The sequence below is a fragment of the Streptomyces sp. NPDC002386 genome (genome assembly GCF_053593175.1).
The window spans coordinates 89,476-102,359 of record NZ_JBSFBX010000005.1; the positions used below are offsets into that span (position 1 = coordinate 89,476).

General features: G+C 73.7%; 8 protein-coding genes. 7 read left to right on the plus strand and 1 reads right to left on the minus strand.

Going from position 1 to position 12,884, the window contains the following annotated elements; translation table 11 throughout:
- Positions 1 to 38: 38 nt before the first annotated feature.
- A complete protein-coding gene (gene tap / locus ACWCPN_RS12400; RefSeq protein WP_451204676.1) occupies positions 39 to 2,333 on the plus strand; it encodes a telomere-associated protein Tap in 2,295 nt (764 codons plus the stop codon).
- A gap of 8 nt (positions 2,334 to 2,341) precedes the next feature.
- Positions 2,342 to 2,899 (plus strand): telomere-protecting terminal protein Tpg, encoded by a 558-nt coding sequence (gene tpg / locus ACWCPN_RS12405; RefSeq protein WP_451204678.1) that lies wholly within the window; start codon positions 2,342 to 2,344, stop codon positions 2,897 to 2,899.
- A 35-nt stretch (positions 2,900 to 2,934) separates the two neighbouring features.
- On the opposite strand, the gene ACWCPN_RS12410 is transcribed toward tpg, so the two are convergent.
- Positions 2,935 to 4,728 carry a coagulation factor 5/8 type domain-containing protein gene (locus tag ACWCPN_RS12410; RefSeq protein WP_451204680.1) on the minus strand — a complete coding sequence of 598 codons (1,794 nt, stop codon included), beginning with the start codon at positions 4,726 to 4,728 and terminating at the stop codon, positions 2,935 to 2,937.
- Between the two features lie 296 nt (positions 4,729 to 5,024).
- Here ACWCPN_RS12410 and ACWCPN_RS12415 point away from each other — a divergent pair, with 296 nt between their 5' ends.
- The 5 genes from ACWCPN_RS12415 (at position 5,025) to ACWCPN_RS12435 (ending at position 12,812) form a co-directional block, all read left to right on the plus strand.
- Complete coding sequence (locus ACWCPN_RS12415) at positions 5,025 to 6,092, plus strand: DUF1996 domain-containing protein (RefSeq protein ID WP_451204682.1); 1,068 nt, start codon at positions 5,025 to 5,027, stop codon at positions 6,090 to 6,092.
- Positions 6,093 to 6,119: 27 nt separating this feature from the next.
- Positions 6,120 to 7,874, plus strand: coding sequence for a discoidin domain-containing protein (locus tag ACWCPN_RS12420; protein WP_451204684.1), 1,755 nt, complete (start codon positions 6,120 to 6,122; stop codon positions 7,872 to 7,874).
- 34 nt (positions 7,875 to 7,908) lie between these two features.
- A complete protein-coding gene (locus ACWCPN_RS12425; RefSeq protein ID WP_451204686.1) occupies positions 7,909 to 10,350 on the plus strand; it encodes a glycoside hydrolase family 3 C-terminal domain-containing protein in 2,442 nt (813 codons plus the stop codon).
- Positions 10,351 to 10,416: 66 nt separating this feature from the next.
- Positions 10,417 to 11,457 (plus strand): LacI family DNA-binding transcriptional regulator, encoded by a 1,041-nt coding sequence (locus ACWCPN_RS12430; RefSeq protein WP_451204688.1) that lies wholly within the window; start codon positions 10,417 to 10,419, stop codon positions 11,455 to 11,457.
- 224 nt (positions 11,458 to 11,681) lie between these two features.
- Positions 11,682 to 12,812 carry an MFS transporter gene (locus ACWCPN_RS12435; protein WP_451205261.1) on the plus strand — a complete coding sequence of 377 codons (1,131 nt, stop codon included), beginning with the start codon at positions 11,682 to 11,684 and terminating at the stop codon, positions 12,810 to 12,812.
- Positions 12,813 to 12,884 lie beyond the last annotated feature (72 nt).

The following is a 12,884-nucleotide window of genomic DNA, read 5'->3' on the forward strand; positions in this document are numbered from 1 at the left end:
ATGCGCTTGACGCTACGCTTCGGGGCAGGAGGTGCCGCATGTCCGAGCTGTTCGACGCCGTCGACGCGCTGGTCGCGTCCCGGGCCACACTGCCGCCGCCGGCCGAACGCAGGAGGCTGCGCCAGGCCCACGGCCTCACGCTGGACGAGGTGGCCACCGCGCTGCGGGTACGCCGCGCGACGGTCAGTGGCTGGGAGGCGGGCCGGACCGAACCCCGCCCCCCGGAACGCGACGCCTACGCCCGCCTGCTGAAGCGACTCGCCGAGCTCTACCCCGCCGGTACGGCGGAAGCCGGGGCCGGGGCTCCCGAGGGTGCGGCCGGGAGCGGGCCCACGGATGCCGCGAAGCCCAAGGGCGCCGCCGGACGCGGGGCCGCCGCGGGGCCGGCACCCGGCGACGAGCCGTCGGCCGGCGCCGAGCCGGGCGGCACCGCCGGGTCGGGGACGGAGTCCGGCTCACGAGGCGCCACGGCGGATGCCGCCGGGCCGGGGACCGAGGGCGTACCCCGGCCGGCCGCGGGTGCGGCCCGGTCACCGGTGCCGGGGAGCAGGCTGGCGAACCGGCCCGCGGTGAGGAGCGAAGCACGCTCCGCGCCCGGGGCCGATCCCTACGCGCACGGGCCGCTGCTCGTGGTCGACGCGGGGGAGGACCGGCGGGTGACCGGGTACGGGATCGGGGGTCTGGTCGTCGACGTGCCCGCCAAGTCGCTGCCCGCGCTGGTCGAATGGGCGCTTGCGGAGGCCCGGCTCGGGGCCGCGCGGCTGCACGGCTCGGGCAGGGACGCCGACCCGCTGCTGGTCCTCACCGAGGCCGCGTGCCGGCGCTACGGGCTGCCGGCGACGCTGTCCCAGGAGGAGCGGCTCGCCGGACGCCTCCCGGACGGACACAAGGTGCTCGGGCAGCTCGACCGCGCCGACTGGCGGCTCACCAGACGCGGTTTCGGCCCCTGGGCGCGCGTCTACCGCCCCGTCCAGGGCGGCCGCAGGCAGTGCGTGCAGCTCTGCCTGCCGTCCTGGGGCGCGCTGGATCCCCGCTCCTGGCGCCACGCGGCCGAGCTGGAGCCGGCCGGACTCGCCCGCGTCCTCGGCACCTACGCCCGGCGGGTGACGACACCGCGCGGCTCCACCGCCGTGACCGGCCTGGAGCTGATGACCGCCCTCAACCCGCCGACCCGGGCGAGCGAGCCCGACGCGGACGGCCGGCGGCACAAGGAGCACCGGCCCGGCTCGCTGGGCGAGGCCCCCCTCGACTGCGCCCCGTGCGAGGCACCCGACGGACATCCGCTGCTCGCCGGGCTGCCCCGCTTCCACCAGCGCGGCCCCGACGAGATGCTGTTCGAGGAGGCGTACGACTGGGCCCGTGAGCTCACCGACGACGAGTGCATGCGGCGTCACCTGGTCGGCATCGACGTCAACCTCGCCTTCGGCGCCGCCGCCAACGGCGCGGTCGTCGGACTGGCCGCGCCCCCCGTGCACGTCACCGATCCGGAGTTCGACCCGGCGCTGCCCGGCTCCTGGCTGGTCGACCTCTCCCACGTCGACCTCTCGCACGTCCTGGTGGCCAGGCAATGGCGGCGCCTGGAGGGCGAGTTGCTGCCCAGCCCCTTCACACCGTCCGGCGAACGCCCGGCCGGCCCCGCCTGGTACGCCACCCCGACCGTGGCGTACGCGGTGGAACTGGGCTACGAGGTGGCCCCGGTCGAGGCCTGGGTGCGCCAGGACAGGGGCAGGTACCTGGACGCCTGGTACAAACGCCTCCGGGACGCCTACGTCGACACCATGGCGGACCTGGGCGTGGCGGAGAAGCTTCCCCCGGAGCGGTTCCTGTCCGCCATGGAGGGCTGCAAGGAGCGCGACCCGGAGCTGGCCGTCGTCCTGGACGCGGTCAAGTCCACCGTGAAGGGCGGCATCGGCAAGCTGCGCGAACGGGCGCGCGGCGGCGGCTGGAAACCGGGACAGGCGTGGCCCGCCCTCGCACGGCCCACCTGGCGCCCCGACATCCGCGCCGCCGTCATCTCCCGCGCCCGCGTCAACATGCACCGCAAGATGCTCGCCCTGGCCGCGGCCACCGGACGCTACCCGGTGGCCGTCCTGTCCGACTGCGCCGTGTACGCGGCCGACGGTCCCTCACCGCTGGACGTCCTGCCCTACGACGCCGAAGGGAAGACGGTGCCCGGCGGCTTCCGGCTCGGGGTGTCCCCTGGCATGGTCAAGCACGAGGGCACCCGGACCACCCTGTGGGCGGAGGAAGTACGCGAGAAGTACGGCGCGAACCTCAACCTCGCCCGCTACATCAAGACGGGCGAGGTCACCGCCCACGACGACGGAGAGTAGGGGAGCCGATGGACACCGTCGGGGAAGGGCTCGACAAGGCGGTGCGGGGCGCGTTCACCCGCCCCCTCCCCAAGTCCGCGGGGGCGAGGATGCGTTACCTGGTCCGGCAGCACCGCGGCAGCACCCGACGGGTCGCCGAACTGCTCGGCATCACCCGGCGCACCGTCGAACGGTATGTGAAGGACCAGATCAGGCATCCGAGGCCGGACCTCGCGCAGCGCATGGAGCGCGAGGTCGCCAGGCGCTGGCAGCCGCAGATCCGCGCCCGGGCGAGGCGGGCCGCGGCCACCAGTACCGGCATGGTCATCGACACCCGCGCGCGGTTCGGCTACACGGCCGCTCCCGGTTCGACGGACGACGCCCGGCTGCGCCACCTCACCCTGGCCCTGCCCCCGCGGCACGCCGCCCGTCTCTTCGAGGCGCAGGAGGCGGGGGCCACCGAGGACCGGCTGCGGGAGATCGCCGCGCAGGCCCTGGGCGAGGTCTACTTCCGCGACAGCGGCCGCCGCGCCCACGGCCTCGAGGTGGAGTTCACCGACCTCGAGCACGTGGAGTTCGACCTGTAGCCCCGCCCGCGCCGCCGCCTGCGCGCGCCGGAACTCTACGGGTACGACACCACCGTGGAAGGCGTCGTCGACGTGCCGGAGGTCGGCGCCCCCGTCTCGTTGATCACGTGCTCGTACTGCCCGTTGCCGCCGAGCGAGACCACCAGCAGGTCGTGGAACCTCACGCCCGGCCGGTCCGGCGCGGAGAAGCCGTGGTGCTGCACGATGCCCGGGTCGACGTTGTAGTAGCAGTAGCTGCCCAGGCCCCAGCCCTCGTGCGCGGTGACGTGGTCACCGACCTTGTAGGCCGCGTAGCCCTTGACGCTGCCGTTCTGCACGGCGGCCTGGTTCGGGGCGTCGTACGCCTTCTCGTTCTGGAAGAAGATCGTGCGGCCCCGCTGGCCGTTCCACTGCACGTCGTACTTGTTGAAGTGCTCCACGAACAGCCCGGTGCAGAGCACGTCGTCGCCGTTGACCACGACTCCGTAGTCGGCGCGGTTGGTCTCCCAGCCGACACCGGTGCCGTGGTCGGCGCGCCACACCCAGGTGTGGTCGACGATGGTGTGCCGGTTGTTGATCACCATGCTCGTGGTGGCCTTGCCGGCGCCCGCGCCGCCGATGCGCACGAAGACGTCCTGCACCGTGGTCGGGTTGGCCGAATGGTTCTTGGCGGCGCCGGCCGGACCGATCTCCAGCAGGGTCCGGGAGTTGACCGGCCCCGCGTCGACGAGGAAGCCGGCCAGCCGCACGCCGTCGACGTCGGCGACCTTCAGGACCGTGGTCCCGTTGTCGGGCACGAGGGTGGCGTAACCGAGGCCCAGGAGCACGGTGTTGGGACGGTCGACCCGTATCGGGCGGTCCACGTGGTAGACGCCCGGAGTGAGCAGCAGGTGCAGGCCCTGCGCGAGCGCCTGGTTGAGGGTGGCCGCGCTGACGCCCGGCTTCGCGACATAGAACCGTGACAGCGGCAGGGACGTGCCCCTGGGCGTGCCGTTGCCCCAGGTCACACCGCGGGCGTTCGTCCGCTTCTCCGGCAGGAAGACCCGGAACTCGCTGCCGCTGAGGTACAGGAACGGCTTCTCGCGGGAGACCGGGGTGGTGTCCAGCGTGGTGTACACCGGATTCGGGAAGCCCTGCGCCGGTGCGCCCTGCACGCCGGAGAACACCATGTTCCACACGCCGTTGAGCCAGCTCCCGATGACGCTGTCGCGGGTGTACCACTGCTGCTGCGAGTACGGGCCGACCTGGCCGTCGACGCGGCTGTCGGCGATGTAGCCGCCGCTCGCCCAGCCGTAGCCGGACGGCGCGAGGTCGAGCCCGCCCCGTACGTGCATCCGGCGGAACGGAGCCGCCTGGGCGACGGCCCACCGGTTCGTGCCGTTCACGGGGACCAGGGCCAGGTTCTCCGCCGAACGCCAGAAGTTCTGTGTGGCGTTGCCGTTGAACCAGCCCGCGTCGACCGTCACGTCGCCGTTGATGGTCGTGTCGTCCGGTGACAGGCCCAGGCCCGCGATGGAGGTGTAGAAGCCGATCTGGGCGTTCAGGCCGTGGTACGTGCCGGGCCTGAACAGCAGCGCGTAGCGTCCGGTGCCGAACTGGGCCGACTCCTGCTTCGCGAAGACCTCGTCCAGCTTGGCCTGGATGCCGGGCGTCGACGGGTCGAAGACGAGCACGTTCGGACCCAGGTCGCCGCCACCGGGCAGGGCGCGCGGAGACCTGCGGCGGCCGGTCGCGGCGCCGGCCGGCGCGGCCGCGCCGGCCAGTACCGGAACGGCCGCCGCCGCGGCGCCCAGCACGGTCCGGCGGCCCACGGACGGCGAGGAGGGGGAGGTGGGGGAAGAGGGGGGCATACGCGGCTCTCCTGGTTCAGGAAGTGAACGATGCGGGGCTTGGGAGCGCTCTCTCGACGTTGGATGCTTCATTGGCGTGAACGATGCGTCAAGAGTTACGCCGGGATTTCCCCGTGACACCCCTGAGCGACCGTCACATTCCCACCCATGCCTTCGAGAAGTGAGCGAAAGGCCATCGCTGATCCTTTGGCCGATTCCCTTGACACCTCTCGTCGCCGCCCCAACACTCCAGCGATGGGAGAGCGCTCTCCCACTCCGTACGGCCTCCAGCCCCCACCTCCCTCCGAGGAGTCCCCATGTCACGGAGATCGAAGATCCTCTCGGGCGCGCTCGTCACGTCCGCCCTGCTGCTGACCCCGATCGGCCTCGGCGGCGTCGCCGCGTCCTCCACGCCCTCCGGGGCCGTCGTGCACACCGGCCACACGATGGCGCTGTCCACCGCCTCCTCACCCGAGGACCCCGACGGCGACGGCTACATCCCCGCGAACCCCCCGGTCACCGGCGTCACGCCGTCGACGCAGAACCCCCCGCACCGCTACTTCCACGAGTTCCAGGCCAATTGCTCGGTCAGCCACACCAGGCCCGACGACCCGATCGTCTACCCGCAGCAGCCCGGCAAGTCCCACGACCACACGTTCATGGGCAACACCACCACGAACGCGGGCAGTACGACCGCGACCCTGAGCGCGGGCGGCACCACCTGCAAGGCCCCCGGTGACCTCTCCGGCTACTGGATGCCCACCCTCTCCAACGGGGACGAGCCGGTCCTTCCCGTCGGCCCGCAGGTCATCTACTACAAGGCCGGCGTCACCGACTACACCAGCGTCCGTCCCTTTCCCAAGGGGCTGCGGTTCGTGGTCGGCAGCCCCATGCAGAGCGCCGACGAGTTCCGCCACCATCCCGGCTTCGTCGAGGGCTGGGAGTGCGGCGACAGCTTCTTCAACACCGAATTCCCGGCGAGCTGCCCCTCCCGGCCCGACGTACAGCTCAACATCCGTTTCCAGGCGCCCAGTTGCTGGGACGGCAGGTACCTGGACACCCCCGACCACAAGAGCCACATGGCCTACCCGGTGGTGAAGCCCGGCACCAACGACAACATCTGCCCCGCCGACCACCCGGTGGCCCTGCCGATGATCGAGTTCAAGATGGCGTTCCCGGTCAACGGCGACATGTCGAAGGTGCGGCTGGCCAGCGGTCCGGGCCACAGCTTCCACTACGACTTCTTCAACGCCTGGGACGACCGCACGCTCAAGGCGCTGGTCGACCACTGCGTCGTCGGCGGACTCCAGTGCGACGCCCGCGGCTACGACGAGACGCACCCGCAGGCGGGCGCGGCCCTCGGCACCGACTACCGCCTGCCCTAGCCCCCCACACACCGGAAGACCCACACCATGACCCCACCACCCCGCACCCGGGCGCGACGCCTCGCCGCGCCCCTCGCCGCCGGCGTGCTGACCGCCGGCGCCCTCACCGCCCTGCCCGCCGCGCAGGCCCACGCGGCCGGCAGCGTCGTCAAGGTGACCGGCACCCAGGGCGACTGGCAACTGGCCGTCGACGGAAAGCCGTACCAGATCAAGGGCCTGACCTGGGGCCCGTCCATCGCGGACGCCGACCGGTACCTGCCCGACCTGAAGTCGATGGGCGTCAACACCATCCGCACCTGGGGGACCGACGCCTCCAGCAAGCAGCTGTTCGACTCCGCCGCCGCGCACGGCGTCAAGGTCATCGCCGGGTTCTGGCTGCAGCCCGGCGGCGGACCGGGCAGCGGCGGCTGCGTGAACTACGTGACCGACACCGCCTACAAGAACCAGATGCTGGACGAGTTCCCCAAGTGGGTCCAGACCTACAAGGACAACCCCGGTGTCCTCATGTGGGACGTCGGCAACGAGTCGGTGCTCGGCCTGCAGAACTGCTACGGCGGAACCGAGCTGGAACGGCAGCGCGACGCCTACACCTCCTTCGTGAACGACGTGGCGAAGCGGATCCACGCCGTGGATTCCAGCCACCCGGTGACCTCCACCGACGCCTGGGTCGGCGCCTGGCCGTACTTCAAGAGGAACGCGCCCGACCTCGACCTGTACGCGGTCAACTCCTACAACGCGGTCTGTGACGTGAAGTCCGCCTGGGAGCAGGGTGGTTACACTAAGCCGTACATCATCACCGAGACCGGGCCGGCCGGTGAGTGGGAGGTGCCCGACGACGCCAACGGGGTGCCCCTGGAGCCGGGCGACCGCGCCAAGGCCGACGGGTACACCCGCGCGTGGGGCTGCGTCACCGGGCACCGAGGGGTCGCCCTCGGCGCCACGATGTTCCACTACGGCACCGAGTACGACTTCGGCGGCATCTGGTTCAACCTCCTGCCCGCCGGCCAGAAGCGGCTGTCGTACTACGCGGTCAAGAGGGCCTACGGCGCGGACACCTCCCGCGACAACACCCCGCCGGTCGTCTCCGGCCCGACCGTCGAGGGCGACGCGGGCCGGGTGCAGGCGGGCCGGGACCTGACCCTCGCCGTCAGCGCCACCGACCCGGACGGGGACGCGCTCTCCTACGAGGTCCTGGCCAACAGCATGTACATCGACAAGGGCAAGGACCTCACCCCGCTGCCCCACACCGACCTCGGCGGCGGCCGTCTCAGGGTCACCGCGCCCGACCGGCCCGGGGTCTGGAAGATGTACGTCAAGGTGACCGACGGCCACGGCAACGTCGGCGTCGGGACCCGGTCCGTCAGGGTCGTCCCGCCCACCCCGGGCGGCACGAACCTCGCCCTCGGCAGACCCGCCACCGCCTCCTCGTACCAGCCGGGTTACGGCGACTGCCCGTGCACCGCCGCCAACGCGGTCGACGGGAACCAGAACACCCGCTGGGCGAGCGACTGGAGCGATCCGCAGTGGCTCCAGGTCGACCTCGGCACCCGCACCGCCTTCCGGCACGTCCAGTTGCTCTGGGAGGCCTCGTACGCGAAGGCGTACACCGTGCAGACCTCGGACGACGGGCAGAACTGGCGCACCGTGCGCACCGTGACGGACGGCAACGGCGGCGTGGACGACTTCGACGTCACCGGAACCGGCCGCTACGTGCGCGTCAACGGCACCGCGCGCGGCACCGGCTACGGCTACTCGCTGTACGAGTTCGGCGTCTACGGCTGACCCGGGCGGCCGGCGAAGAGAGGAAGGGGTGGGGATGGCCGACGAGGACGAACTCGACCGGCTGCTCGACAAGCTGACCCTGCGGACCGCGGTCCGCCTGCTGACCGGCGCCACCACCTGGCGCACGGCAGCCGAACCCTCGTTGGGACTGGGCCAGTTGGTGCTGTCGGACGGTCCGGCGGGGGTGCGCGGGGAGGGCTGGGACGAGCGGGACACCGCCGTCCTGCTGCCCTCGGCCACCGCGCTCGCCGCCACCTGGGACGAACCGCTGGTCGAGGAACTCGGCGGCCTCCTCGCCTCCGAGGCCCGGCGCAAGGGCGTGCACGTCGTCCTCGCCCCGAACCTCAATCTGCACCGCAGCCCCCTGGCCGGGCGGCACTTCGAGTGCTTCTCGGAGGACCCGCTGCTGACCGCCCGGACCGGGGCCGCCCTGATCAGGGGCATCCAGGCGCACGGGGTCGCCGCCACCGCCAAGCACTTCGTGGCGAACGACGCCGAGACGGACCGGCTCACCGCCGACGCGTCGATCGACGAGCGGGCGCTGCGCGAGGTCCACCTCGCGCCGTTCGAGGCGGCGGTGGCGGCGGGCGTCCGGCTGGTGATGGCCGGGTACAACCGCGTGAACGGCACCACCATGACCGCGCACCGCCTCCTGACCACGCCACTGAAGGACGAGTGGGGGTTCGACGGCCTGGTCGTCTCCGACTGGGGCGCCGTACGCGGCACCCTGGACACCGCCCGCGGCGGTCTCGACCTCCAGATGCCGGGCCCCGCGGGGGAGTGGGGCGAGTCGCTGGTGCGGGCCGTGGAGGCGGGCGAGGTCGAGGAGCGGACCGTGACCGGCAAGGTGCGCCGGCTGCTGCGGCTGGCCGCCTGGTGCGGCGTCCTCGGCGGCCCGGACCGCCCGGCGCGGCCGCTGCTGCGGTCCCGGCAGGCACGGCTCCTGGCCCGGCGGGCGGCCTCGGCCGGAGCCGTCCTGCTGACCAACCGGGACGTCCTCCCCCTGGACCCAGGACGCCTCGGCACGGTCGCCGTCATCGGCGCTCCCGCGGCCCGCACCCGCACCCAGGGCGGCGGCAGCGCCGGCGTCTTCCCCCAGGACGAGGTCCCGCTGCTGGACGGCATCCGGGCCGGCCTGCGCGGCCGGGCCCGGGTCGTCCACGTCCCCGGCCCGGCCCCGGACGGCCCGCCCCCGCCCCTGGACATGACCCTCGCCGGCGACCCGCGCACCGCCACCCCCGGCGTGCTGCTCCGCGTCCTGGACTCCTCCGGTGCCGAGCTGTACGCGGAACACCGGCGCGGCGGCCGGCAGCTGGAACCGCCGCTGCCGGCCGGCGCGCACACCGTGGAGATCAGCGCGCGGCTGCACCCCCGCACCTCCGGCACCTGGCGGATCGGCATCGCCGGATTCGGCCGTCTCGGCCTGGAGCTCGACGGACACCCGCTGCTGGACGGCGTGTTCGCCGCCACGACCGACGACCCGGCCGTCATCCACGTGAGTCCGCCCACCCAGGTCGTCACGGCGCGACTGACCCGCGGTACGACCCCGTTGCTGGTCGCCCGCCGGGAACTCGCCCCCGGCACCGGCCGGGCCACCGTCGTCGGCGCCGCACCGCCCGCGCCGGGCGCCGCCGAGGCCCTCGCGGCCGCCTCCCGGGCGGCGCGCGAGGCGGACGTGGCGGTGGTGGTGGTCGGCACCGGCGAGCAGCAGGAGTCCGAGGGACGCGACCGCACGCACCTCGGCCTCGGCCCGGAACAGGACGCCCTGGTCCGCGCGGTCGCCCGGGCCAACCCGCGCACGGTGGCCGTCGTCAACAGCGGCGGCCCGGTGGAACTGCCCTGGCGGGACGAGGTCGGCGCCCTGCTGCTCGCCTGGTTCCCCGGCCAGGAGGCGGGCGGCGGCCTGGCCGACGTGCTGCTCGGCCGCACCGAGCCCGGCGGGCGGCTGCCCACCACCTGGCCCGCCGTGCTCGCCGACGCCCCCGTCACCCGCACCCGGCCGGACGCCGGCCGGTTCTCCTACGACGAGGGTGTGCACGTCGGCCACCGCGGCTGGCTCCGCGCGCGGCGCGCCCCCGCGTACTGGTTCGGGCACGGACTGGGCTACACCACCTGGGAGTACGGGGAACTCTCGGGCCCGGAGCGGACGCCGGCCGGGGAGGATTTCACCGTACGGGTGCTGGTGCGCAACACCGGGCCGCGCGCCGGACGCGAGGTCGTGCAGATCTACCTCGCCCGCCCCGGCCCGACCGCCGTCGACCACCCGCAACGATGGCTCGCCGGCTGGGCGGCGGTGCGGGCCCGGCCCGGCGAGACCGCCGTCGCACGGGTGCGCGTCCCGGCCCGCGCCCTCTGCCACTGGGACGCCGGGGCGGGAGCCTGGCGGACGGAACCCGGACCCTGCCGGGTACTCGCCGGGCGCTCGGCCGGGGACCTGTCCCTGAGTCTGGAGGTGGAAGTGTTCCACCGGAGCTGAGGGAGTCGCGCGGCGACGCGGAGAGCGCTCTATCCGCGCCGGCCGCCGGGCCGTTAGGGTGCGGGCATGAGCAGACAGGCCCCCACGCTGGAGGACGTCGCCCTGGAGGCCGGTGTCTCCCGGGCGACCGTCTCCCGGGTCGTCAACGGCGTGCGCAACGTGGACCCGGCGATCCAGGAGGTCGTCCGCCGGGCCATCGAACGGACCGGGTACGCGCCCAACCGGGCCGCACGCTCCCTCGTCACCCGGCGGGCCGAGACGGTCGCCCTGGTCGTGTCCGGCGCCGGGGAGACCTCCGACGAGGCCCAGGCGGCCTTCGCCGCCCGGGTGTTCGCCGACCCCTTCTTCGGGCGGGTGGTCGCCGGGATCGTGGGCCGTCTGCGCCCCCGCTCGGTGCACCCGGTGCTGATGTTCGCCGAGTCACCCGAGGCCCGCCAGGAGGTGCTGACCTATCTGCGGCAGGGCCGGGCCGACGGCGCGCTGGTCGTGTCGAGCCACGCCGACGACCCGCTGCCCGCCCTGCTGGCCGAGGCCCGGCTGCCCGCGGTGCTCTTCGCCCGCCCCTCCCGCCCGGTCCCGCTCAGCTACGTCGACCTGGCCCACCGGGACGGCGGCCGGCTGGCCGCGGAACACCTGCTCGCCCGCGGCCGGCGCAGACTGGCCACGATCTCGGGCCCGTTGGCGGTCGCCGCGAGCCAGGAGCGGCTGGCCGGCTTCCGCGACACCCTCGCCCGCCACGGCCACCCCTTCGTGCCCGTCGCCGAGGGCGGCTTCACCCAGGACAGCGGCATCGCGGCGATGACCGACCTGCTGGCCGGACACCCGGATCTGGACGGGGTGTTCGCGGCGAACGACCTGATGGCCCAGGGCGCCTGCCAGGTGCTGCGCGAACACGGCCGCCGGGTGCCCGAGGACATCGCGGTGGTCGGCTTCGACGACTCCACGGTCGCCGCCACCTGCCGGCCCGCGCTCACCACCGTCCGTCAGCCGGTGGAGGACATGGCGGCCGAGATGGCCCGGCTGCTCGACGAGCACATCCACGGTGTCCGTACCGCCCCCACCTCGGTCGTGTTCGACCCGGAGCTGGTGGTCCGGGACTCGGCCTAGGGGGCGTCTCCCCGATCTTCGTGGATCAGGCCGCGGCGGCCGTCCCGCCGCCCGGCGGAACCGCGCCGGGCCCCGAACGGGCGATCCTCGGTACGCGGCGGCCCGGTGTGCGGTGCCTAAGGTGGAGTGTGATCAGTAGCGCCACAGAGGACCGCGGGCAGGACCGGCGGACGGGCCGGCGGCGGCCGGGCTATCTGGCCGCGGCGGCCGTCTTCGCCGTCGGGATGCTCGGCACCACGTTGCCCACACCGCTGTACGGGCTGTACCGGCAGCAGCTCGGCTTCTCCGAACTCGTCGTGACGGTGGTGTTCGCCGCCTACGCGGTCGGCGTCGTCACCGCCCTGCTGGTCGCCGGTGGCTTCTCCGACGTGCTGGGGCGGCGGCCGGTGCTGCTGGCGGCGCTGGGTCTGTCGGCGCTCAGCGCCGTGTGCTTCCTGACGGAGGGCGGACTGCCACTGCTGTACACGGGCCGGGTGCTGTCGGGTTTCTCGGCCGGGCTGCTGAGCGGCACCGGTACCGCGGCCGTCCTCGAACTGGCCCCGCCGGGCAGACGCGCCCGGGCCGGGTTCGCGGCCACCGCGGCCAACATGGGCGGTCTGGGGCTCGGCCCGCTGTTGTCGGGCATCCTCGCCGAATACGCGCCGCGGCCGCTGAAGTTGCCGTTCGCCGTCCATCTGGTGCTGCTCGCGGTGGCGGCGGCGGTCGTCCTCCTGCTTCCCGAGACCGTCCACCGCTCGCATCCGAGGGGGTCGCTGCGGCCCCAGGGGATGAAGGTGCCGCCGGAGGTGCGCGGGGTGTTCGCGCCCTGTGCCCTCGCCGCCTTCGCGGGCTTCTCGATGCTCGGGCTGTTCACGGCGGTCGCCCCGGCCTTCCTTGACCAGACCCTGGGGGAGCGGAACCTGGCGGTCGCCGGCGCCGCCGTCTTCTGCGTGTTCTGCGCCTCCACCTGCGGACAGCTCCTCATGGGCCGGATCGGTGCGCGCCGGGCCCTGCCCTGGGGCTGCGCGGTGCTCGTCGCCGGCCTCCTCCTCATCGCGCTGTCGCTGCTGCTGACATCCTTCCCGGTGCTGCTCGCCGGCGCGCTGACCGGCGGCGCGGGCCAGGGCATGGCGTTCCGCGCCGGGCTGAGCGAGGTCAGCTCGGCGGCCCCGGAGGCCCATCAGGGCGCCACCATCTCGGCGTTCTTCGTCGTCGCCTACGTGGGGATCTCCCTGCCGGTCGTCGGGGTGGGCGCCCTGACGTCGGCGCTCGGACTGCGCGGCGCCGGGCTGGTGTTCGCGGGGTGCGCGGTCCTGCTCGTCGCGGCCGTCGGCGTACGGGTGAGCCGCACCCTGTCCCGGGACTCCGGCCGGTGACGGATCCGCCGCGGATCTCCGGTGAACGTCCGGCCGTCCACCGGCGTCGAAGGAGGGACAGCCGGCGAAGCT

Bases quoted from the DNA above. Each gene is read 5' to 3' on its own strand.
- tpg (WP_451204678.1), top strand. From the start codon at position 2,342: ATGGACACCGTCGGGGAAGGGCTCGACAAGGCGGTGCGGGGCGCGTTC.
- ACWCPN_RS12410 (WP_451204680.1), bottom strand. From the start codon at position 4,728: ATGCCCCCCTCTTCCCCCACCTCCCCCTCCTCGCCGTCCGTGGGCCGC.
- ACWCPN_RS12415 (WP_451204682.1), top strand. From the start codon at position 5,025: ATGTCACGGAGATCGAAGATCCTCTCGGGCGCGCTCGTCACGTCCGCC.
- ACWCPN_RS12430 (WP_451204688.1), top strand. From the start codon at position 10,417: ATGAGCAGACAGGCCCCCACGCTGGAGGACGTCGCCCTGGAGGCCGGT.
- ACWCPN_RS12425 (WP_451204686.1), top strand. From the start codon at position 7,909: ATGGCCGACGAGGACGAACTCGACCGGCTGCTCGACAAGCTGACCCTG.
- ACWCPN_RS12435 (WP_451205261.1), top strand. From the start codon at position 11,682: ATGCTCGGCACCACGTTGCCCACACCGCTGTACGGGCTGTACCGGCAG.
- ACWCPN_RS12420 (WP_451204684.1), top strand. From the start codon at position 6,120: ATGACCCCACCACCCCGCACCCGGGCGCGACGCCTCGCCGCGCCCCTC.
- tap (WP_451204676.1), top strand. From the start codon at position 39: ATGTCCGAGCTGTTCGACGCCGTCGACGCGCTGGTCGCGTCCCGGGCC.